Source organism: Dongia rigui, from assembly GCF_034044635.1.
GTDB classification, from domain to species: domain Bacteria; phylum Pseudomonadota; class Alphaproteobacteria; order Dongiales; family Dongiaceae; genus Dongia; species Dongia rigui.
This window is the reverse complement of record NZ_JAXCLX010000003.1, coordinates 497,704-519,055: the sequence shown is the minus strand read 5'-3', so window position 1 is coordinate 519,055 and position 21,352 is coordinate 497,704. Positions and strand designations below refer to the sequence as shown.

General features: G+C 61.9%; 19 protein-coding genes. 18 read left to right on the top strand and 1 reads right to left on the bottom strand.

What is annotated here, in order from left to right; genetic code table 11:
* The first annotated feature begins 65 nt into the window (after positions 1 to 65).
* From SMD31_RS17925 to SMD31_RS17860, 14 genes are all read left to right on the top strand, one after another.
* Positions 66 to 287 (top strand): hypothetical protein, encoded by a 222-nt coding sequence (locus SMD31_RS17925; RefSeq protein WP_320502298.1) that lies wholly within the window; start codon positions 66 to 68, stop codon positions 285 to 287.
* A 155-nt stretch (positions 288 to 442) separates the two neighbouring features.
* Positions 443 to 1,429: an ABC transporter permease gene (locus SMD31_RS17920; RefSeq protein WP_320502297.1), complete on the top strand. Its 987-nt coding sequence runs from the start codon at positions 443 to 445 to the stop codon at positions 1,427 to 1,429.
* A gap of 52 nt (positions 1,430 to 1,481) precedes the next feature.
* Positions 1,482 to 2,504, top strand: a complete 1,023-nt coding sequence (locus SMD31_RS17915; RefSeq protein ID WP_320502296.1) for a sugar ABC transporter substrate-binding protein — start codon at positions 1,482 to 1,484, stop codon at positions 2,502 to 2,504.
* A gap of 101 nt (positions 2,505 to 2,605) precedes the next feature.
* Positions 2,606 to 4,720 carry an ABC transporter permease gene (locus SMD31_RS17910; protein WP_320502295.1) on the top strand — a complete coding sequence of 705 codons (2,115 nt, stop codon included), beginning with the start codon at positions 2,606 to 2,608 and terminating at the stop codon, positions 4,718 to 4,720.
* Positions 4,717 to 5,772 (top strand): SMP-30/gluconolactonase/LRE family protein, encoded by a 1,056-nt coding sequence (locus SMD31_RS17905; protein WP_320502294.1) that lies wholly within the window; start codon positions 4,717 to 4,719, stop codon positions 5,770 to 5,772. Before SMD31_RS17910 ends, SMD31_RS17905 begins: the two co-directional genes overlap by 4 nt.
* On the top strand, positions 5,769 to 7,298 hold the full coding sequence (locus SMD31_RS17900) for a sugar ABC transporter ATP-binding protein (protein ID WP_320502293.1): 1,530 nt from the start codon (positions 5,769 to 5,771) through the stop codon (positions 7,296 to 7,298). The genes SMD31_RS17905 and SMD31_RS17900 overlap by 4 nt, the downstream gene beginning before the upstream one ends.
* A gap of 25 nt (positions 7,299 to 7,323) precedes the next feature.
* The gene (locus SMD31_RS17895; protein ID WP_320502292.1) at positions 7,324 to 8,454 is read left to right on the top strand and encodes a zinc-dependent alcohol dehydrogenase family protein; all 1,131 of its coding nucleotides are present in this window, start codon (positions 7,324 to 7,326) and stop codon (positions 8,452 to 8,454) included.
* 5 nt (positions 8,455 to 8,459) lie between these two features.
* Entirely contained in the window at positions 8,460 to 9,959 is a 1,500-nt protein-coding gene (locus SMD31_RS17890; protein WP_320502483.1) for an aldehyde dehydrogenase, read from the top strand.
* Between the two features lie 106 nt (positions 9,960 to 10,065).
* Positions 10,066 to 11,028 carry a LysR family transcriptional regulator gene (locus SMD31_RS17885; RefSeq protein WP_320502291.1) on the top strand — a complete coding sequence of 321 codons (963 nt, stop codon included), beginning with the start codon at positions 10,066 to 10,068 and terminating at the stop codon, positions 11,026 to 11,028.
* A gap of 142 nt (positions 11,029 to 11,170) precedes the next feature.
* On the top strand, positions 11,171 to 12,313 hold the full coding sequence (locus SMD31_RS17880) for a CaiB/BaiF CoA transferase family protein (RefSeq protein WP_320502290.1): 1,143 nt from the start codon (positions 11,171 to 11,173) through the stop codon (positions 12,311 to 12,313).
* Positions 12,314 to 12,335: 22 nt separating this feature from the next.
* Positions 12,336 to 13,643, top strand: coding sequence for an MmgE/PrpD family protein (locus SMD31_RS17875; RefSeq protein WP_320502289.1), 1,308 nt, complete (start codon positions 12,336 to 12,338; stop codon positions 13,641 to 13,643).
* Between the two features lie 39 nt (positions 13,644 to 13,682).
* Complete coding sequence (locus SMD31_RS17870; RefSeq protein WP_320502288.1) at positions 13,683 to 14,843, top strand: acyl-CoA dehydrogenase family protein; 1,161 nt, start codon at positions 13,683 to 13,685, stop codon at positions 14,841 to 14,843.
* Between the two features lies 1 nt (position 14,844).
* The gene (locus SMD31_RS17865) at positions 14,845 to 15,678 is read left to right on the top strand and encodes an FAS1-like dehydratase domain-containing protein (RefSeq protein WP_320502287.1); all 834 of its coding nucleotides are present in this window, start codon (positions 14,845 to 14,847) and stop codon (positions 15,676 to 15,678) included.
* Complete coding sequence (locus tag SMD31_RS17860) at positions 15,672 to 16,502, top strand: HpcH/HpaI aldolase/citrate lyase family protein (protein ID WP_320502286.1); 831 nt, start codon at positions 15,672 to 15,674, stop codon at positions 16,500 to 16,502. The genes SMD31_RS17865 and SMD31_RS17860 overlap by 7 nt, the downstream gene beginning before the upstream one ends.
* Here SMD31_RS17860 and SMD31_RS17855 read toward each other — a convergent pair.
* Positions 16,499 to 17,344: a DeoR/GlpR family DNA-binding transcription regulator gene (locus SMD31_RS17855; RefSeq protein WP_320502285.1), complete on the bottom strand. Its 846-nt coding sequence runs from the start codon at positions 17,342 to 17,344 to the stop codon at positions 16,499 to 16,501. The genes SMD31_RS17860 and SMD31_RS17855 overlap by 4 nt on opposite strands.
* A gap of 140 nt (positions 17,345 to 17,484) precedes the next feature.
* On the opposite strand from SMD31_RS17855, the gene SMD31_RS17850 reads away from it, so the two are divergent.
* Genes SMD31_RS17850 through SMD31_RS17835 form a run of 4 tightly spaced genes read left to right on the top strand, consistent with a single transcriptional unit; the run spans position 17,485 to position 21,349 of the window.
* A complete protein-coding gene (locus SMD31_RS17850) occupies positions 17,485 to 18,270 on the top strand; it encodes an SDR family NAD(P)-dependent oxidoreductase (RefSeq protein WP_320502284.1) in 786 nt (261 codons plus the stop codon).
* Between the two features lie 10 nt (positions 18,271 to 18,280).
* Positions 18,281 to 19,093, top strand: a complete 813-nt coding sequence (locus tag SMD31_RS17845) for a carbohydrate ABC transporter permease (RefSeq protein ID WP_320502283.1) — start codon at positions 18,281 to 18,283, stop codon at positions 19,091 to 19,093.
* 45 nt (positions 19,094 to 19,138) lie between these two features.
* Positions 19,139 to 20,416: an ABC transporter substrate-binding protein gene (locus SMD31_RS17840; protein ID WP_320502282.1), complete on the top strand. Its 1,278-nt coding sequence runs from the start codon at positions 19,139 to 19,141 to the stop codon at positions 20,414 to 20,416.
* Positions 20,417 to 20,461: 45 nt separating this feature from the next.
* On the top strand, positions 20,462 to 21,349 hold the full coding sequence (locus tag SMD31_RS17835; protein ID WP_320502281.1) for a carbohydrate ABC transporter permease: 888 nt from the start codon (positions 20,462 to 20,464) through the stop codon (positions 21,347 to 21,349).
* Positions 21,350 to 21,352: the final 3 nt, after the last annotated feature.

Genomic DNA, 21,352 nt, shown 5'->3' with positions numbered 1-21,352 from the left:
CCGCCACCGTCTTCCCGCCCTCAATCGCCGCCTTACGTTTGGCTTCGTCCTTCAGCTGGAACATCATGGGGCTCGTTTTCCCGATCGATCGTCGCTCTCTGGCGCGCTGGCTCGGACTGACGGTCGACAATCTGTGGCCCGCCATCACGCAACCGAAAGCGCTGGGCGTCGAGGTCAGCGCCCGCCATGCGCGCGTCGCCGATGTCGGGACGCTGCGCGCCTTGAACGCCGACGCCGACCGGCGCTGGTGCGGCGATATAACAAAAGACAATAGGCCGGATAGTTAATTAATAATTCCGCAGCTTTTGGGCTGTTGCTAGCTTCGCCTGGAAATGGGCCAGAACGGCCCGCGTACCTTACGCCGCCCGAATGGGTGGGTTTCTCACAGCGGGGAACGGTACATTGGATCCGGCATGCGATCCGGGCGGGGAGAGCACGAAGAATGAAGGGTTCCGGCATCGCGCGTCATCTCAACCAGGAGCGAATCGTGCTCCTGTTGACGGTGGTGCTGTTTGCGGTCTTCGCTCTCATTCTGCCGAAATTCGTGTCGGCGGAGAACATGCTGTCCCTGCTGCGCTCGGTCTCTGTGCTGGGCATATTGGGGATCGGCATGCTGGTTGTGGTGCTGGGGCGGGGCATCGACCTATCCATGATCGCCAATATGGCGATCTCGGTCGCCTGGGCGCTGCAATTGGCGGCGACCGGCACGTCGCTCACCGAGGCGCTCGGTCTCGGTTTTGGCCTTGCGCTTCTGATGAGCCTCATCAGCGGTCTCCTCATCGCCTATGGCGAAATTCCCCCGCTTTTCACGACCCTCGCCATGGGCACCTTCATCTATGGCTTCGGCCGTGCCCATCTCATCACCGGTACCGACGTCGTCTACATGCCCAACGATATCGGCTGGATCAAGGAACTGGGCCAGGGTTCGGTGCTGGGCATTCCGGTCCCGGTGATCGTCGCCTTCGTCGTCGCCATGACATTCTGGGCTTTTCTGCGCTTCACCAAGCCCGGCCGCTTCATCTATGCGATCGGCGATAACGCCTTGGCCGCGCGCATCTCCGGCCTGCCGGTCAGGCCGATGCTGGTTGCGCAATATGTCATTTCGGGCGCCATTTCCTTCATCGCGGGCATCATCACGGCAACCTCGGTGGCGGCCATGAACACCCGCGTCGTCAATTCGAACATGATCTATGACGTGATTCTGGTCGTCGTCCTCGGTGGTGTCGGCCTGTCCGGCGGCCGTGGCAACGTCCGCAATGTCGTGGTGGGCACGCTCCTCATCGGCGTGCTGATGAACGGCATGACGATCATGGACATCCAGTTCACCCTTCAGAACGTCATCAAGAGCCTCATCCTGCTTCTCGCCATCGTGGCCGACAGCATTCTCAATCCCCGCGACGAACAGACGGGGCAACAGGGCGACATCTAACGAAGCGTCCATCGCGTTTCATTGCTGAAACAACATTGTCAGGGAGAACAACATGAACCTATTGCGTAAATTCGGCCTTGCAGCCGTCACGGTCGCGGCCTTGGCTGCCGCCGGCACCTCGATGGCGCAAGAGATCAACGATCCGTTCCGCGATCCGGCGCTGGAATCGCTGAAAGGCAAAAAGATCGCCTATCTGCCGATCTCGATCGGCTTTGACTTGGCGCAGGCCTGGGGCGGCGTCGTCAAGCAGCAATCGGCCGTCTATGGCATGGAATTCACCTCGCAGGATCCCAACTGGAACACGGACGCGATGGCGCAGGGCTTCACCGCGCTGCTCGCTGAGCATCCGGACGTCATCGTGACGCAGAACCCGGATATGCAATCCCTGGCGCGCCTCATGAAGCAGGCCAATGCCGAAGGCATCGTCGTCATCCAGCTGAACATGGCCGGCGCGGTGCAAACCGACGCCGTGGTCGCCCCCGATTTCATCGGCATGGGTGAGCAGATTGCCAACAAGGTGCTCGACCGTTGCGGCAAGGACAGCAACACCTCGCACAAGGTCTCGATCGTGCAGGGTGTGTTGACCGGCGGTGTCAGCTTCTATCAGGTTCAGGGCATCAACAAGGTGTTCGCCGAGCATCCGGAAATCCAGGTTGTCTCCAGCCAGGCGGCGGATTGGGACGCCACCAAGGCCCGCGCGATTACCGAAACCGTCCTGCAGCAACATCCCGACATCTGCGCGGTGATCGACGTCTGGGACGGCCAGGGCGTCGGCACGGGTGCAGCGATCCAGCAGGCCGGCCTGTCGGACAAGGTGTTCTTCATCACCTCGGGCGGTGGCGCCCAGTCGATGTGCGACAAGCTGAAGGACGGCACCTTCTCGGCCGTCTACAATTATGATGCCGTCGGTATGGGCCGCGATGCCTGGACCGCCATCATGGTGGCGTTGCAGAACAAGCAGGGCGGTGGGGCGATCAAGACCCAGATTTATTCGCCCTATCGCTACATGACCAAGGACGACGTCCGCGACGGCACCTGCTTCAATCCTGAAGAATACGCCAAGATCCTGCGCTAACTGCCAACGACCAGGCGCCGCCCGCGGGGCGGCGCCTGCTGCTTGCCGGTTGCGGGTCCGACTGACCCGCGGCCGGTCATTCCAACTTCAAGAGGTCGATCGTGGCGCAAGCCGGCACCCTCACCAAGCTGCGGTATCGTTTCATTCCAGATCACGTGCTCGGCGAGATTCTGTCGAAAAAATGGATCGACAACACCATTCCGTTCCTGGTTCTGGTCGCGGTAATTATCGTTTTCGGCTCCCTTATCCCAAATTTCTTCACGGCTGGTAATCTCTCCATCACGGCACGCCAACTCGGTGAATTCGCGCTGCTGTGCATTGCCATGATGGCTGTGATCGTGGTCGGCGGGATCGATCTTTCGGTCGGCTCGAACTTCGCGCTGGGTAACTTCACGGCGCTGGCGCTACTCAACCTTGCCGGCTGGCCGGTCTGGGCGACCATCCCGGCGGTCATCCTGATCTGCGGCGCCGTCGGCTTCATCAACGGCGTCCTCATCGGTTATCTCAGGTTGCGCGCCTTCATGACGACGCTGGTGACCCTGATCATCGTGCGCGCCGTCGTCGATATGCTGCTGCTCAAATACGCGCAGGCCATGTCCTTGAGCTTCGTCGACAGTGCCGCCTGGGACCGGATCGGCATGGGCAATGTTCTTGGCCTGCCGTTCTCCTTTGCCGTGTTGGTCGTGGTGGCGCTGGTCGGCCATATCCTCATCACCCGCTCACGCCCAGGCTGGCGGGCGATGGCCATTGGCGGTTCGCGTCGCTCGGCGCACAATATCGGCCTGCCTGTCCGGGGCATCATCTGTTCCGCCTATACCATCTCCGGCATGCTGTGCGGCCTCGCAGGCCTCCTGTATGCGGCCCGTCTTTCGGGCGCTGGATCGGACACCGGCATGGGCATGGAGATCATGGCGCTGACAGCCGCAGTGCTCGGCGGCAATTCACTGGGCGGCGGCCGTGGCTCGATCGTCAAGGCATTGATCGGCGCGGTCATCGTGCTGGTGATGACCAATGGGATCCTGCGCCTTGGCCTCAATTCCGGCTCGGGGCCGATGGTGCTTGGCCTGCTGCTCATCTTCGCCGTTTTCATCGACGTGCGCTGGAACAAGAACCGGGACAAGCTGCTCAACAAGGTCTATGTCTCGCCGACCTTGATTGAAATGCCACAGCCGCGCTCCACATCCGAGGGCGCTTTTGCCCTCAACGATCGGCTGGCGGACGTCGAGATCATCGGGCTCGGCGCCGTCGAGAGCCCGGAGGACGTGATCCTGGACGAGGACGATGTGCTCTATTGCGGCACGCGCCATGGCGATATCGTTCGATTTTTCCCGCCGGACTATCAGCGGCACGAGGTCTTTGCCCATATCGGCGGCGCCCCCCTCGGCATGAGCTTCGATAAGGATCGCAATCTTATCGTCTGCGTCGGCGGCATGGGCCTCTACCAGATCTCGCCTGCCGGAGCCGTGGCAAAGCTCACCGATGAAACCAGCCGCTCGACATTCTCGATCGTCGACGACAGCCGGCTGCGCCTCGCCGATGATTGCGACATCGCGCCCGACGGCAAGATCTATTTCTCCGAGGCCACGATCCGCTACGAAATGCATGACTGGCCAGTCGACGCCCTGGAAAGCCGCGGCAACGGCCGCATCATCAGCTACGACCCGGCAACGGGCAAGACGCGTACCGAGGTGCGAAAGCTGATCTTCCCGAATGGCGTCTGCACCGCCCGCGATGGCCAGTCGATCCTCTTTGCCGAAAGCTGGGCCTGTCGCATCAGCCGCTATTGGATTGCCGGACCGAAAGCTGGCCAGGTCGAGGTGGTGGTCGACCGGCTGCCTGGCTATCCCGATAACATCAACCGTGCATCGGATGGGACGTATTGGTGTGCGATCATGGGCATGCGCTCACCGGCCCTTGACGTCGCCTTGCGCATGCCGGCTTTCCGCCGCCGCATGTCGCGCCGGATTGCGCCGGATCAATGGCTATACCCCAATCTCAATATCGGCTGCGTGGTCCGCTTCAATGATGCGGGTGAGGTGTTGGAATCGTTGTGGGATCAAGGCGCCAAGAACCACCCGATGATCACCTCGATGCGCGAGCACAAGGGCTGGCTCTATCTTGGCGGCATCACCAACAATCGCATTGGCCGCATCCGTCTCTCCGACGCCAACCCGACTTGGTCCGCCTGGAGCGACTACTGGGGAGGCAAGGCATGATTGGCGCCTTGAAAAATCTCTCCGATCGTTTGCTTGGCCGCGGCGCCGCCGCGCTGACCGTGCCGCCGCTGGACGGCGCACTGAAACCCAATAATCGATTGGAAAATGCGCCGCTTGGCATCGCCGCCGAAATGCCGGATTGCCTGGTGCAGCTGGGTGGCCGGCTGCTCTGGGCGGAAGGGCGGCGCGTGATGAGCGAAGCCGGACAGGTGGCCTCAGCGGGTGGAGAGATCACGGCCCTTGCGGCATCGCCTTCCGGCCGCCTGGCGATCGCCGCGCTGGGCAAGGGAATCGCCATCGACGGTGTCGCTGTGACATCTCTTGCTGGACTTGTCTGCGTCACGGGACTGTCTTTTGAAAGCGAAGAGGTGCTGTGGATCGCGATTGGCTCCTCGGTCAACGCTTATGCCGATTGGTCGCGCGACTTCCTGGAATTGCGCCGGACCGGCCAGGTGTGGCGCTATGACATTGCCAATGAGAGCCTGGTGCGCGTCGCCGACAGGCTCGGCCATCCCAAGGGCATCCTGGCAAGGGGGGATGGTGTCATTGTCAGCGAAGCCTGGAAGCAGCGCCTGATCCGAATCGATGCCGCAGGCCGAATCACGCAGCTGATGGAAGATCTGCCGGGCTATCCGGCTGGGATCTCGGCACGCGAGGCCGGCGGCTACTGGCTGGCGCTGTTCGCACCTCGCGGGCCACTGCTGGAACTGGTCCTGCGGGAACCGGCCTATCGTCTGGCCATGATGGCCGAGGTCGAGCCTGAATTCTGGATCGCCCCCGCCCTGCGCTCCGGCCATTCATTCCGCGAACCGATGCAGGGCGGCGCCCTGAAACAGATGGGGATCCTGAAACCCTGGGCGCCGACACGTTCCTATGGACTGGTTGTCGAGCTGGATGCCGATTTCACGCCCGTTCAAAGCCTGCATTCCCGCGCCGGTGGCCGTCGGCACGGCATGACGTCGGTCGTCGAGGTCGGTGGCGTGCTCTGGGCGACGTCGAAGGGCGGCGACGAAGTACTCAAGATCGACCTGGCGCAAGGGGGGCGCGCATGAATCAAATTTCCCCAGCGCAACTGAACGGAGCGGCAAGTCCGATTATCGAGCTGCGCGGTGTCACCAAGGCATTTCATGGTGTCCCCGCGTTGAAGGATGTCAACTTCACCTTGATGCCCGGCGAGATACACGCCCTCCTTGGCGAGAACGGCGCCGGCAAATCTACCCTCACCAAGGTCATCGCCGGCGTTCACGCGCCGACCCAGGGTGAGGTGTTGTTGCGGGGCGAGAAGCTCGCCTTTGCGCGCCCGGCCGACGCGCTTCATAACGGCATCGCCATGGTCTTCCAGGAAACCTCGCTGGTGCCGTCCTTGACCGTCGCGCAGAATATCTATCTGGGGAATGAGAAATTCCTCAATCGCCTGCGCGGCATCTACATCGCCGCCCAGCAATTCCTGCAATCGCTGAACTTCAACGTCGACCCGACCATGTATGTGAGCCAGCTGGGTGCGGCGCAGAAGCAGATGGTCGAGATTGCCCGCGCCGTCCACCACAAGGCGCGCGTGATCATCTTTGACGAACCCACCGCCACACTGACGCCCGAGGAAAAGCATCATTTCTTCGAGCTGGTGAACCGGCTGAAGGCCGATGGAGTGTCGATCATCTTCATCAGCCATGCGCTGGAAGAGGCACTGGCCATCTCCGACCGCATCACCATCCTGCGCGACGGGCAGCATGTCATCACCGATCAGGCGGCGGCCTTCGATCGCGACAAGATCATCGGCCATATGGTCGGTCGGACGCTGACGGAGGAAATCTATGCCAAGGGGGCTCGCAAGGCGCGTCCTTATGGCCGCAAGATCCTGTCGGTGCAGAACCTGTCGATGGGCCGCATGGTGCGCAATACCTCGTTCTCGATCTATACCGGACAGGTCACTGGCATCTTCGGCCTGATTGGATCGGGGCGTACGGAAACGGCAAAGATCATCGCTGGCGTCATCAAGCGCGACTTCCTCCATGGCGGGGAGATTCGCATCGAGGGGCGCTCCGTCCGCTATCGCACGCCGCGTCCGGCGGTCGGGGACGGCATCGTCTATGTGACCGAGGACCGCAAACTCGAAGGCTTTTTCGAAACCAAGTCGATTGCCGAGAACATCTATCTGGGGCTGCTCGGGGCCGATCTCAACCGCATGCCGGTCGTCTCCTATGCCGAAATGATCACGCTCTCAAAGACCTGGACAAAGCAACTCGGCGTCCGTGCGATCGATGACAACGCCAAGGTCATCGAGCTTTCCGGTGGCAATCAGCAAAAGATCGTCATTGCCAAGGCGCTGGTGCAAAAGCCCAAGATCATCATCTTCGATGAGCCGACGCGTGGTGTCGACGTCGGTGCCATTGCCGAAATCCACGCAGCGATCAATGCGTTGGCGGAGGCTGGCCTCGCGGTTGTTGTGATATCGTCCTATTTGCCCGAGGTGATGAATCTTGCCGACCGTGTCCTGGTGGCGCGCCAGGGTCGCGTCGTCGAGGAGTTCGGCATCGAGGAAGCGACCGAAGAAAAGATCATGTATGCGGCGGTTCATTGAAGCCGACGCCAGGGAGTAACGAGTCATGAAGATCAGAGCTGCCGTCCTCGAAGAAATCGGACGCGCCGGCCCCTATGCCGAAACCAAGCCATTGACTGTGTGCGAGGTCGACCTGGCGCCGCCCCGTGCCGGCGAGGTACTGGTCAAGATCGCTGCGGCCGGCCTCTGCCATTCCGATCTCTCCGTCATCAATGGCGACCGGCCGCGACCGGTACCGATGGTCCTAGGGCATGAAGGTGCGGGCGTCGTCGAGACTGTGGGGGAGGGGGTTGCCGATTTGGTGCCCGGCGACCATGTCGTCTTCGTCTTTGTCCCCTCCTGTGGCCATTGCGGGCCGTGCGGCACTGGCAGGCCGGCATTGTGCGAACCGGGTGCCGCGTCGAACGGCAAGGGTGAAATGCTGGCGGGCGGCACGCGGCTCAGCCGCAACGGCAAGCCCATCCATCACATGACTGGGGTGGCGAGCTATGCGACGCACGCCGTCATTTCTCGCCGCAGCCTGGTGAAAATCGACCGCGAACTGCCGATGAATGTCGCGGCGCTGATGGGTTGTGCCGTGCTCACTGGGGCGGGTGCCGTCTTCAACATGGGTGCGGTGCAGCCGGGTGGGCGGACGGCGGTTGTGGGCTTGGGCGGTGTCGGTCTTGCGGCGGTTCTCGGCGCTGTCGCGGCAGGTGCCGAGACCATTGTCGCGATCGACACGCTGGAATCGAAACTCAGCCTCGCCCGCGAACTTGGCGCCACGCACACTTTCCTTGCGACCGATCAGGACCTGGTTGCCAAGGTCAAGGAGGCGACGTCGGGCGGGGTCGATGCGGCCCTTGAATTCGCCGGCTCAGCCCGCGCCCTGGAAGGCGCCTATGCCATGACGCGTCGTGGCGGCACGACCATCACGGCTGGGCTGCCCAATCCATCGGCCGTTCTCAACATCTCACCCCTCTCGCTGGTGGCGGAAGAGCGAACCCTACGCGGTTCCTATCTTGGATCCGGCGTGCCCGCGCGCGACATCCCGCGATTCCTCGGGTTGCATCGCCGTGGCCGGTTGCCGGTCGAAAAGCTGATGACGCACCGGATCAGATTGGACGACATCAACGAAGGCTTCGACCGCCTGCATCGCGGCGACGCCATCCGTCAGGTTATTGAGTTTGAGGCGTGACTGATATGCGGCAGCGTGACGACCAGATTCACGATTTCCAAGTCTTCATTGACGGTAAATGGACCCCGTCGGCATCGGGGCAGACATTCGAGAGCCAGGATCCCTTTACCGCCAAGACCTGGGCGCGCATCCCCCGTTGTGGCGCGGAGGATGTCGACCGTGCCGTGACGGCCGCACGCACGGCATTGGAATCAGGCCCGTGGGCCGCCATGCACCCGACGCAGCGTGGGTTGCTGCTGCGCCGCCTGGCCGATCTCATCGCGCGCGATGCGGATCATCTGGCGTTCACCGAGGTGCGCGACAACGGCAAGCTCTGGGCCGAGATGCGCGGCCAATGCGGCTATATCCCGCAATGGTTCCATTATTTCGGTGGCCTCGCCGACAAGGTCGAAGGCGCCGTGCTGCCGATCGACAAGCCGGACATGTTCACCTACACCCGGCACGAACCGGTGGGCGTGGTCGCGGCGATCACGCCCTGGAACTCACCCTTGCTGCTGCTCACCTGGAAGATGGCGCCGGCACTGGCTGCCGGCTGCACCATGGTCATCAAGCCGTCGGAGTTCACCTCGGCCTCGACATTGGAACTGATGCGTCTGGTGGAGGAAGCGGGCTTCCCTTCAGGTGTCATCAATGTGGTGACCGGGTTCGGCGCGGAAGTCGGTGCCGCCCTGGTGTCGCATCCCGGCGTCGACAAGATCGCCTTCACCGGTGGCGAAGGTTCGGGGCGCGCCATTGCCAAGACGGCGGCCGATACTTTCAAGCGCCTCACCCTGGAGCTTGGCGGAAAATCTGCCCAGGTCATCTTCCCTGACGCCAAGCTGGAAAGCGCCGTGCGCGGTGTCGTCTCCGGCATTTTTGCGGCCTCTGGCCAGACCTGCATCGCCGGCTCCCGCGTCATCGTCCATGAATCGGTGCACGATCAGTTCGTCGAAGAATTCAAGAAACTCGCCTCGACCGCGCGCATGGGCGATCCACTGGATACCGCGACACAGGTCGGTCCGGTGACGACGCCGCCCCAGTTCCAGCGTATTCTCGATTGCATCGATATGGCACGCACGGGCGGTGCCACCTGCGTCATGGGCGGCGGGCGTGCGACGCGGCCGGAATGCGGCGACGGCTGGTTCATCGAGCCCACGGTCTTCACCGGAGTCACCGGCGATATGGCGATCGCCAAGACCGAAGTCTTTGGTCCGGTATTGTCGATCATGACCTTTAGCGAGGAAGAGGAAGCCTGGCGTCTTGCCAACGATACGCCCTATGGCCTGGCGGCCGGCGTCTGGACGCAGGACCAGAAGCGCATGTTCACCGCTGCCAAGAAATTGCGCGCCGGCATGATCTGGACGAATTGCTACCGCACGGTCAGCTACATGTCCCCATTTGGTGGCTTCAAGGCGTCTGGCCAGGGGCGCGAAAGCGGGCAGGAGGCCATTCGCGAGTATCTGGAGACGAAAGCTGTCTGGATCGATTACGGCGCCGAGCAGGCCAATCCCTTCGTGCTGAGGTGACAAACGCCCCGGCCGGCTACCCTTGCATGCGGGTGGAATATCGCAGATAAAGTTCGCGAGTTCCAAATTGTGCCGCGATGCAAGGCGTCTGGGCCGGGAGACGTGAATGGATTTGCGCCAGCTGCGCTATTTCGTGGCAATTGTCGAACATGGCTCGTTTTCAAAGGCGGCCAACCAACTGCGTGTCGCACAGCCCGCCTTGAGCCAGCATCTCCGCCATATGGAGGAGGAACTCGGCATCACTCTGCTTCATCGCGGGACACGCGGCGTCCTGCCGACCGAAGCCGGCGAAAGGCTGCTGCAGCGCGCCAAGACGATCCTCACCGAATTCGGCGAACTGCGCGACAGTGTGCGCGGCGAGAAGAGCGCGCCGGTCGGCGAAGTGCGCTTCGGCATTCCAGGTACGGTCAGCGAATTGCTGAGCGTACCCTTGATCGAGGCGGCGCAGGCGCGTTACCCCACCGTACGCATCCGCATAGCCGAGGCCATGAGCGGCTATATCCTCGACTGGCTGCGGCGTGGCGAGATCGATCTTGCCATGATCTACAGCGCTGCCAACCCCAGCGGCCTCGCCGTCCATCACGTGCTGACCGAGGAGCTGTGCCTGTTCGGGTCGCCGCAGCTTTCGGCCTGCAAGGTCCCGCCCGGCCAACCGGTGACACTGACCGAGGCGGCGAAGCTTGATCTCATCCTGCCTGGCCCGTCACATGGCCTGCGCGATCTTATTGAAGAAGCGGCACTTTCAGTGAATGCGCCGATTTGGCCCGCGGTCGAGATCGATTCCTATGGGCAGATCAAGCGCCTGGTCCAGCATGGGCGGGGCTATGGCATCCTGCCGCGGACCGCGGTGACGCGCGAAGAGCAGGATGGATCGGTGAAAATCTGGCCGCTGACGGCGCCGCAGCTGACGCGCCGGGTCTTCCTTGCCTATTCGACCGAACGCCCGCAATCGGCTGCTGTGCGCGCCATTGGCCAGCTGGCCTGGGAATCCTTGCGCGGGCTGGTGGATGACGGCATCTGGGCCGCGACCCTCGCCGATGAAAGCAATCGCCCGTCGCTTTACTTGTAAGAGTCCCTCTGTTTGTAAGAGTTGAATGCCGCATCGCGAAAGCGACCGGACTAACCTTTCCATATACGAATTATCGCGAAATCATATTTGACTTAATGACGGGATCGGCGAGTTTCAGCAGTATCAAAACTGCGGATCCGACATGCCTCACGCCCTCAAAGACGTCCTTGTCGTTGCACTCGAACAGGCCGTCGCTGCGCCGATAGCGACGTCTCGTTTGGCCGACGCCGGCGCGCGCGTCATCAAGCTGGAACGACCCGAGGGCGACTTCGCGCGCGGCTATGACGATTATGCGCTCGGCCAGTCGTCGTACTTTGTATGGATGAATCGCGGCAAGGAATCCTGCCGTGTCGATCTCAACAAGGCGGAGGATCGCGCGCTGGTCGAGGCGATGATCGCCAAGGCCGATATTTTTATTCAGAACCTGGCGCCCGGTGCCACGGATCGTCTGGGGCTCGGCAGCAAGGATCTGCGCAACAGATTCCCGCGGCTCATCGTCTGCGATGTCAGTGGCTACGCACCCGGCACGGCAAACTATTTCCGCAAGGCCTATGATCTCCTCATTCAGGCGGAGGTCGGCCTGGCCTACATCACCGGCACCGACCTCTCTGGCCCCAGCCGTGTCGGCATTTCGATCTGCGATATCACGACCGGGCAGGCCGCTTACGGTGCGATCCTCGAAGCGCTCATTCGGCGCGATCGAACCGGCGAAGGCTCGCATCTGCAGGTTTCGCTGTTCGACACCATCGCGGATTACATGAATGTGCCCTATTTGACGCGGCGCTACGGCGGCAAGGAACCATCGCGCCTCGGGCTCGCCCACCCCTCGATCGCGCCCTATGGCAGCTTCCGGCTCAAGGACGGTGCCATCCTGATCGCGGTGCAGAGTGAGCGGGAGTGGCAGATTCTCTGCCGCGACGTCCTCCATGACCCGGCACTTGCGGCAGACGATCGCTTCGAAAGCAACGTCAAGCGCGTGCGCAACCGTGCGGCGGTCGACGCATGCATTCAAATGATTCTGGCAACCAAGACGGCCGAGGTGGTGACGCGGGAATTGACGGATGCCAAAATTGCCTTTGGCATGGTGTCGACGATGAACGATCTTTTGCAGCATGAAAGTGCTGCCGTGCTGCCGGTTGAAACCGCCAATGGCACGGTGGAAGTTCTGGCCCCGCCCGTGATCATCGACGGCAAGCGACCGACGCTCGGCCATGTTCCGACACTGGGCCAGCATGACGAAGCGCTGCGCCGTGAATTCGCACCGGCGCCGGCGCCGGCGCCCTGATTGCGTGAGAATGGAACTGTCGATGGCACAGCAGACATTGACCGAGGGCCTCAACGCGCTGATCCGGCAGAAGCCGGTGGCGCAGAGTGATCTGGAAAGCGCTGCCCTGTTCGTGCTGGACACCTTGGCTTGCGCCATCGGGGCCAGACAGACCCGTCCCGCGCAGATCCTCGCAAAGATTTCGCCGCCCAAGGTCGATGACGTCGACAAGGCCGCTTTCTATGTCGGTGGCGTCTCGCATATCCTGGAGATGGACGACCTGCACCGCGCCTCCGTGACACATCCGGGCAGCGTCGTTATCCCGGCGGCCTGGGCCTTTGCGCATCTTTGCGATTTGCGCGGCAAGGCATTCTTGCACGCCGTTCTTGCCGGCTATGAGGCCTGCACGCGTGTGGGCATGGCGGTGGGCAAGGAGCATTATCGCGTCTGGCACAATACGGCGACCTGCGGCCCGTTCGGCTCCGCCATGGCGGTCGCTTTGCTCGACAAGCTTGATGACACGCAGACGGTCTGGGCGCTGGGCAATGCCGGCACCCAATCGGCGGGCTTGTGGGAATTCCTCTCTGCCGGGGCCATGAGCAAGCATCTTCACACGGCGCGTGGTGCCCAGGCCGGGTTGATGGCGGCACGATTGGCCAAGGAAGGTTTCACCGGCCCGGCGCGCATTCTCGAAGGCGAAAAGGGCTTCTTCAAAGGGCTGTGTCCTGATCCAGATTCTTCCGCTGTCTTGCGCGATGCCGATGCGACCTGGCAACTCGTGCAGACATCCATCAAACCCTGGCCCTGCTGCCGCCATACGCATCCGACGATCGATGCCGCCATCGAGCTGCATCAGCTTCTGAGTGGCGCCGAAATCGCCAAGGTCGAGGTTGGTACCTATCAGGCGGCGATCGATGTTTGCGATCGACCGGATCCGACGGAGCCCTATGGAGCGCGCTTTTCATTGCAGCACTGCGTGGCGGCCGCCCTGGCAACTGGCAAGGTGATCGCTGAGTCCTTCGAAAGCGAGGCGCGCGCGAGGTTCGCGGATCTGCGCCGACGCGTCACGTTGGGCGTCGATCTGCAGGTCGATGCCGGCTATCCCGATGCCTGGGGCACCGTCGTCACAGTGGAAACCACCGATGGTCGTCGCCTGCGGACGCAACGACGAGAATGCAAGGGCGATCCCGGCAACCCAGTGACCCCGGGCGACCTTAGGGCAAAGGCTCAGGAATTGATCGGGACCGCCGGAATTTCCAACTCGGAGGCGGCGCGCTTTATCGAGGCGGTCTTTGCGCTGCTGGATGATGCGCCGGTGCGCGATCTGCGCCTTGAGGAACTGGTCGTCTAGGCCGCAAAGCAAAAGAAGACAATTGGAAGGATGCCGAGGGTGGCGCAAGACGACTCGAGTTACGCTGATATCAGGGCTTCGGTCAGGAAGCTCTGCGAGCAATTTCCGGGTGAATACTGGCGCAAGCTCGATCGCGAAGCGGCCTATCCGCAGGCCTTCATCGATGCCCTGACCGAATCCGGCTTCCTGGCGGCCCTCATCCCCGAGGATTTCGGCGGCGCCGGCCTGCCGCTATCGGCGGCTGCGGCCATCCTCGAGGAAATCCAGCACGCCGGCTGCAACGGTGCCACCTGCCACGCGCAGATGTACATCATGGGCACGGTCCTGCGGCATGGCTCACCGGAGCAGAAGGCAACCTATCTGCCGCAGATCGCCAGCGGTCAATTGCGCTTGCAAGCCTTCGGCGTAACAGAACCGACCAGCGGCACCGACACCGGATCGCTGCGTACGACGGCCGTGCGCGATGGCGACGAATACGTCATCAACGGACAGAAGATCTGGACCAGTCGCGCCGAATATTCCGATCTCATGCTGCTGCTGGCCCGCACAACACCGAAGGACCAGGTCGTCAAGCGCACGGATGGACTGTCCGTCTTCATCCTCGACATGCGCGCAGCGCGGCAGGCCGGGCTCACCATCCGCCCGATCCGCACCATGATGAATCACTCCACGACGGAGGTGTTCTTCGACAATGTGCGCATCCCGGCCAAGAACCTGGTGGGCGAGGAGGGGAAGGGCTTTCGCTATATCCTCTCCGGCATGAATGCCGAACGGCTGCTGATCGCCGCCGAATGCGTCGGTGACGCGAAGTGGTTTCTAGACAAGGCGACGGCCTATGCCAAGGACCGCGTGCTGTTCGGCCGGCCCATCGGGCAGAACCAGGGCGTTCAGTTTCCGCTTGCCCGTGCCTATGCCAACATGCGGGCGGCTGAACTGATGGTGCGTGAAGGCATCCGTCTTTATGAAACGGGTGCCAATTGCGGTGCCGAGGCCAATATGGCCAAGATGCTGGCGGCAGACGCCTCGTTCGAAGCAGCCAATGCCTGCGTTCAGACCTTCGGCGGCTTTGGTTTTGCCGAGGAATACGACGTCGAACGCAAGTTCCGCGAGACCCGCCTCTATCAGGTGGCGCCGATTTCGACCAATCTCATCCTCTCCTACATCTCGGAGCATGTGCTCCAATTGCCGAGATCGTTCTGACATGTCGCGCGCGGGTGACGATTTCTCAGCCTGGATCGGCCGCTCGGTGGAGGAGGTCGATATCGTGACGCCTCGGCTGATGGCAGAGTATCGCGTCACCCTTGATCCCTATCTGGCAGCCGTCGACGAAGGCGAGGTACCCTTGGGGTTTCATTGGTGCCTGTCGCCGTTCCTGGCGCCGATGCAGGAACTGGGGCCGGATGGGCACCCGCAGAAAGGCGGGTTCCTACCGCCGATTCCCTTGCCGCGACGCATGTGGGCCGGTGGCCATATCGACTATTTTGCAGCCATCCGCATCGGTGATGATGTGCGCCGCCGCTCGACGATCACCAGTGTCGAGGGAAAGCAGGGAAGAACGGGACCGCTGTGGTTTGTCGGCGTGCAGCACGATTATGCGACGTCTCGCGGTGTCGCAATCTCCGAACGCCACAACATCGTCTATCGCGAGGCGGCAGTACCTGGCGCTCGACCGGCACCCGCAACCGGCGGCGAAGATCCGGGCTTGCCGGCGGCGACATGGCAAGTCACCCCGACCCCGACTTTGTTGTTCCGCTACTCCGCTCTCACCTTCAACGGGCATCGGATCCATTACGACCGGCCTTATGCGACGGGTGTTGAGGGCTATGACGATCTCGTCGTTCACGGCCCGCTGCAGGCGATCCTGATGCTCAACCTCGCGGCGGCGACGCGCAATGCGGTGCCAAAGAAATTCTCTTATCGCGGATTGTCACCACTCACCAGCGGCGCTGCCTTCGGTGTGGCCGTCCGCGAAAACACTTGCTGGACGCAAAGACCCGGCGGACCCGTCAATATGCAGGGAGAGCTCACATGGTAACGGGTTTCCAGCCGCCGATCGTGCCGCTCTTCGTGCCGGGCGACCGGCCAGAGCGCTTTGCCAAGGCGGCGCAAAGCGGTGCCGACGCCATTATCATCGACCTTGAAGACGCCGTTTCCCCCGACAACAAGGCGCTCGCGCGCAAGCATCTGACGACGCATGACGTGCGTGGCATGCCTGTCATCGTCCGCATCAATGCCTGCGAATCCCCCTGCTTCGACGATGATCTTGCCGCCATCAACCAGGCGCATTTCAGCGCCATCATGCTGCCAAAGACGAGCAATGCGGCCGATATCCGCGCCGTGCATGAGGGCCTCGGTCGCATCGTTCCGATCATTCCCCTCATCGAGACGGCATTGGGCATTACTGCCTTGCCCGAGATCATGGGCGCGTCTGGCGTCGGTGTCGTGGCATTCGGCGCATTGGATTATGCGATGGATCTGGGCTGCAACCCGAGCTGGGATGCGATGCTGGCCGCGCGCAGCGAGATCGTCTTTCGCGCGCGCCTCGCGGGGATTGCGGCGCCAATCGATGGCGTCACAACGGTCCTCGATGACGCCGATCAGGTACAGGCGGATACGGAACGGGCGGTGTCATTGGGCTTCGGCGGCAAGTTGATGATCCATCCGCGCCAGATCGCCCCGGCCCTGCGCGCCTTTCTGCCGAGCGATGAAACGCTCGCCTGGGCGCGACAGGTGATCGATCTGTCCGACGGCGGTGGCGCCGTGCAGCTCAATGGCGCCATGATCGACCGCCCGGTCCTGGAGCGGGCAAGGCGCATCATCGCCTTGTCCGGCAGTTACGCCGGCGGACCGGCAGTCTAGGTGGGGAGGGCGCTTTCCGCGCCGTCCCCGCGCGCCACGATGATCTTTACCTCGGCACGTTCCAGTGCCTCGCGCAGGAAATCGGGCGGCGCGGCGTCGGTGATGAGCGTGTCAACTTCCTCCAGCGTGCCCACCCGCGCCATGGAGAGGCGGCCGAATTTCGATGAGTCGCACAGCGCCACGATCTGCGCCGCGCGCTCGATATAGACGCGCTTGATCTCCGTATCCTCCAGGGAATAATCGAAGAGGCCCTGATCGGTGAGGCCGGAAAAGCCGATGAAGGCCAAATCAAACCAATAGTGTCGCAGCTGCGCGACCGCGATCGAGCCGTGGACGGAAAGCTCTTTCGAGCGCAACTGCCCGCCGGGCAGATAGACCGGGGCCGGCCCTTCCGACAGCAGGGTGGCCGCGCGCACGCTGTTGGTGAAGATCTTGATGTCGTCGCGTGTGGTGAGTTGGCGGGCGAGCTCCAACGCCGTCGTGCCGACATCGATGCCGATCGTGGCGCCGGGGCGGATGAGTGCCGCAGCCGCCACGCCGATAAGGGTCTTTGCCTCGGCATTGCGCCGCCGCCGGGCTTCGAAACTTGGCTCGTCGCTGTCAAAGGATTCGGTGCTGGAGAGCTTGCCGGCCAGCGCCCCGCCATGGGTGCGCACCAGCAGCCCTTGCGATTCAAGCCGCGTGAGGTCCCGGCGTATGGTGATCTCGGAGACGCCGAGTTCGGCCGCGATCTCGCTCACCGCAGCAAAACCGCGGCGCTCGACAAAGTCGCGCAACTGGCTGTCGCGCACCGTCACCGGGGTCCGGGTGGTGGTCATCTGCTTGGCTAGGGGATCGCGCATGCGGCTTCTGCAACTAGAATGATCATTTTCGATCATACTAGCGGCATCCCTGCAAAAATCCAGCCGCAATGGCTTGCCAGCCGCCAATTCACCCGCTATGAATGATCGAAATCGATCTTAAATGATCGAAAACGAAAGGCATGACAGGGATGCTGAAGGATCTTGCGGGCAAGCGCGCCATCGTCACCGGTGGCGCGACGGGCATCGGGTTATCGATCGCGCGCCACTTTCATGAAGCCGGCATGCGCGTCGCAATTGCCGATCTCGATGAAGCGGGCGCTATCGCTGCTGCAAGCAAGCTCGGCGACCAGCATACCGGCCTCAAGATCGACGTCCGCGACCGCGCCAGCGTCACCGCCGCTTTTGCAACCATCGTCGAGCGCTTTGGCGGTTACGACGTTCTCGCTGCCAATGCCGGCGTCTCGTCCATGAAACTCGTCGTCGATCTCACCGACGAGGATTGGGACTTCAATTTCGACGTCAACGCCCGCGGCATTTTTCTGACCAACCAGGCGGCGGTGCGCTATTTCCTGAAAGAGAAGCGCCAGGGCGTCATCGTCAACACGGCATCGCTCGCCGGCAAATGGGGCGCGCCGTGGCTTGCGCACTATTCGGCCAGCAAATTCGCCGTCGTCGGCTTCACTCAGGCCTTGGCGCGCGAAATGGCGCCGCATGGCATTCGCGTCAATTGCGTCTGCCCGGGCTTTGTGAAGACCGGCATGCAATCCCGCGAAGTGGAGTGGGAAGCCAAGCTGCGCGAAATGTCACCCCAGGCCGTGATCGACGACTACATCAACCAGACGCCCATGGGGCGCCTCGAAGAACCGGATGACGTCGCCAAGACGGTGCTGTTCCTGGCCAGCGATCTCGCCGGCTTCGTCACCGGTGAGGCGCTCAACGTCACCGGCGGCGTCAGGATGGATTGAGGGCAATCCGATGCGAACGACTTGGCGAAACATCATCCCCCATATCGTTCTCTCGGCATTCTCGCTGGCGATTTTGCTGCCGCTGATCTGGGTGCTGCGCGTCAGTCTCACCGACAAGCTCACCGCCTACAAGATTCCGCCCGAAATCGGCCATGTCGGGCTGGAAAACTATATCGAGATCTTCCAGGCCTATCCGTTCGAACGCTGGTTCTTCAACAGCCTGATCGTGGCGCTCGTCTCGACGGCGATCGCCTTGCCGCTGGCAACCGCCATGGCCTATGCCTTTGCGCGCTTCAACACCGGCGGGGCTTTCCTGCGCCTTGGCGTGTTGGCGAGCCAGATGCTGCCGCCCATCATTCTCGTTCTGCCGCTCTTCACGCTCTTCTTCAGCACGGGGCTGATGCAGACGCGCATGGGTCTCATTCTCGCCCATCTCACCATCAGCCTGCCGTTCCTCGCCTGGATGTTGGTCTCCTTCTTCGAAGGTGACTCGGCCAGCCTCGAAGAAGCCGCGCGCATCGATGGCGCGACGCGCTGGCAGGCCTTCATCAAGATCGCGGTACCCGTGGCAGCACCCGGCATACTTGCCGCCGGCCTCCTTGGCTTCATCCTCAGCTGGAATGAATTTCTCTTCGCCCTGGTGCTCTCGGGGGCCGACAGCCAGACGCTGCCCATTGGCCTGGCCAGCATGGAAACCCATGCCGGCGTCGAGATCGCACCGCTGGCCGCTGCCACCGTTGTTTCACTTCTGCCTGTCTTCGCTCTTCTGCCGTTCCTGCGCAAATACCTGATCAAAGGCTTGTCATTGGGCGCCCTGAAATGACCGGCACACGCGCATTCGTCTGGGGCTAATAAGGGAGGTTGGATCATGCTCAAGAAACTGCTTCTGGGCTCCGTCATGGCCCTGGGCTTTGCCGGTTCCGCGTCTGCCGAAACCGTCAGCATCCTGATGGAAGGCGTGCCCGATACCGAATATGTGAAGGCGCTGGTGCCGGAATTCACCAAGGAAACCGGCATCGAGGTCAATCTTGAAGTCGTCAACTATGCCGAAATGCACACCAAGCTGGTGCCGCAGCTGGTGGCGCCCAAGGGCAGCTATTCGGCGATCGTCGTCGATTTCTACTGGGTCGGCGAATTCGCCAAGGCCGGCTGGATGCAGCCGCTCGACGAGCGGATCAAGGCCGACAATTTCGACACCTCGGCCTATATCCCGGCGCTGATGGATCTGGTCGGCAAGGTCGACGGCACCACCTATATGCTGCCGTTCTACAACTATGCGATGGGCCTCACCTATCGCACGGACCTGTTGGCAGACGCCAAGAACCAGGCGGATTTCAAGGCCAAGTACAATATGGACCTGCGCGTCCCGCAGACTTGGGACGAATATCTGAAGCAGGTCGAATTCTTCACCAAGGACGGGTTCTACGGCGTCGTCAATCAGGGCTTGCGCCCGGATCCGATCGCCATGGAATGGTCCAATTACCTCTTTGCCAATGGCGGCGAGTATCACGACGCCAATTGGAAGCCAACGCTCAATACCGAAGCCGGTGTGAAGGCGATCGAGCAGTATTCGGCCAACGTCAACAAATACGGCCCCGTGGGCTCGGCGAGCTTTGGCTTCGATGAAGCCTTCAACGTGATGGCGCAGGGCAAGGCCTATAGCTACATCACCTACAACTTCTTCCGCACCGCTTATGACGACCCGAAGAAGTCCGCCGTTGTGGGCAAGGTCGAGATCATGCCGGTACCGGGGCCGACGGCCGACAAGGGTGGCAGCCTCAACGGTGCCTGGGGTTGGGCCATTCCGAAGTCCAGCCCCAATCCCGACGCCGCCTGGACCTTCCTGAAATGGGTCGAATCCAAAGAAATCGCCAAGAAGCGCGCGCTGGCCGGTGGTTCGCCGACCCGCACCGACGTCTTCGACGATCCGGATGTACTGGCGAAGTATCCCTACTACCCGGCGCTCAAGAAACTGCTGCTCACCAGCCACAACTTCGCGGTCTTCACCTACACGCCACAGCTTGTGGAAGTGCTGGGCCGTGAGTTGAGCTTGGCGGTGGCCGGGGAGAAGAGCCCGCAGGATGCGCTGGCCGCGATCGAGGTCGAGTTCACCGAACTCGCCAGGAAAGACGGCAAGTTGCAGTAACGACAAGCCTTCAGAGGACGGGGAAGTATTCAGATGATGGTCAGGATGGGACAGCCGAGCAATGCAGCCGATCGGCGCGATCGCCGCTTCGGCTACGCGCTGGCGGCACCCAGCCTGACCGTGCTTTTTCTGATCATCCTCTTCCCCGTTCTCTCGGCGCTTTTTACCAGCCTCCATGAATACACACTGATCGCCCCGAATTTCGACACCTTCACCGGGTTTGCCAATTTCAAGGCGGCTTTGGGTGATGCCGAATTCCGGCATTCCGCCGGGTTGACGTTGCGCTTCGTCATCGGTGTGGTGCTGCTGGAATTCGTCATTGGCTTCGGCGTTGCCTTGATGCTGAACAAGGTCGAGCGCTTCAAGCCAGTCTATTACGCCATTCTCTTATGCCCCTTGCTGATGAACCCGGTCATCGTCGGCCTCATCTGGCGCATGTTTCTGCATCCCAATCTCGGCATCGTGAACTATTTGCTGAGCACTGTGGGCATCTCACCGGTCAACTGGCTGGGCGATACCAAGGTCGCGATCTGGACCGTCATCCTGGTCGATATCTGGCACCAGGTCTCCTTCATGATCGTCCTGCTCCTGGCCGGCCTCTCCTCGCTGCCCAAAGAACCCTATGAGGCGGCGCGCGTCGATGGGGCCAATGCCTTCCAGTGCTTTGTTCACATCACGCTGCCGATGATGCGCACCGTCATCATCGTGACCCTGCTGATCCGTTTCATCTTTGCTGTGAAGACCTACGACCTCATCTACATCATGACCCGCGGTGGGCCTGGCGTATCCACCGATCTCGTCAGCTATTTCATCTACCGCACCGCTTTTGTCAGCCTGAACATCGGCGAGGCGTCGGCCATGTCGATCCTGCTGCTGACCGCCATCCTGGCGCTCACCGCCTATCTTTACCGCTATATGCGCTCGTTGAACTGAGGA

What these genes read in the sequence shown, in the direction of transcription:
- SMD31_RS17925 (WP_320502298.1), top strand. Translation starts at nt 66, where the DNA reads ATGGGGCTCGTTTTCCCGATCGATCGTCGCTCTCTGGCGCGCTGGCTC.
- SMD31_RS17920 (WP_320502297.1), top strand. Translation starts at nt 443, where the DNA reads ATGAAGGGTTCCGGCATCGCGCGTCATCTCAACCAGGAGCGAATCGTG.
- SMD31_RS17915 (WP_320502296.1), top strand. Translation starts at nt 1,482, where the DNA reads ATGAACCTATTGCGTAAATTCGGCCTTGCAGCCGTCACGGTCGCGGCC.
- SMD31_RS17905 (WP_320502294.1), top strand. Translation starts at nt 4,717, where the DNA reads ATGATTGGCGCCTTGAAAAATCTCTCCGATCGTTTGCTTGGCCGCGGC.
- SMD31_RS17900 (WP_320502293.1), top strand. Translation starts at nt 5,769, where the DNA reads ATGAATCAAATTTCCCCAGCGCAACTGAACGGAGCGGCAAGTCCGATT.
- SMD31_RS17895 (WP_320502292.1), top strand. Translation starts at nt 7,324, where the DNA reads ATGAAGATCAGAGCTGCCGTCCTCGAAGAAATCGGACGCGCCGGCCCC.
- SMD31_RS17890 (WP_320502483.1), top strand. Translation starts at nt 8,460, where the DNA reads ATGCGGCAGCGTGACGACCAGATTCACGATTTCCAAGTCTTCATTGAC.
- SMD31_RS17885 (WP_320502291.1), top strand. Translation starts at nt 10,066, where the DNA reads ATGGATTTGCGCCAGCTGCGCTATTTCGTGGCAATTGTCGAACATGGC.
- SMD31_RS17880 (WP_320502290.1), top strand. Translation starts at nt 11,171, where the DNA reads ATGCCTCACGCCCTCAAAGACGTCCTTGTCGTTGCACTCGAACAGGCC.
- SMD31_RS17875 (WP_320502289.1), top strand. Translation starts at nt 12,336, where the DNA reads ATGGCACAGCAGACATTGACCGAGGGCCTCAACGCGCTGATCCGGCAG.
- SMD31_RS17865 (WP_320502287.1), top strand. Translation starts at nt 14,845, where the DNA reads ATGTCGCGCGCGGGTGACGATTTCTCAGCCTGGATCGGCCGCTCGGTG.
- SMD31_RS17860 (WP_320502286.1), top strand. Translation starts at nt 15,672, where the DNA reads ATGGTAACGGGTTTCCAGCCGCCGATCGTGCCGCTCTTCGTGCCGGGC.
- SMD31_RS17855 (WP_320502285.1), bottom strand. Translation starts at nt 17,344, where the DNA reads ATGCGCGATCCCCTAGCCAAGCAGATGACCACCACCCGGACCCCGGTG.
- SMD31_RS17850 (WP_320502284.1), top strand. Translation starts at nt 17,485, where the DNA reads ATGACAGGGATGCTGAAGGATCTTGCGGGCAAGCGCGCCATCGTCACC.
- SMD31_RS17845 (WP_320502283.1), top strand. Translation starts at nt 18,281, where the DNA reads ATGCGAACGACTTGGCGAAACATCATCCCCCATATCGTTCTCTCGGCA.
- SMD31_RS17840 (WP_320502282.1), top strand. Translation starts at nt 19,139, where the DNA reads ATGCTCAAGAAACTGCTTCTGGGCTCCGTCATGGCCCTGGGCTTTGCC.
- SMD31_RS17835 (WP_320502281.1), top strand. Translation starts at nt 20,462, where the DNA reads ATGGGACAGCCGAGCAATGCAGCCGATCGGCGCGATCGCCGCTTCGGC.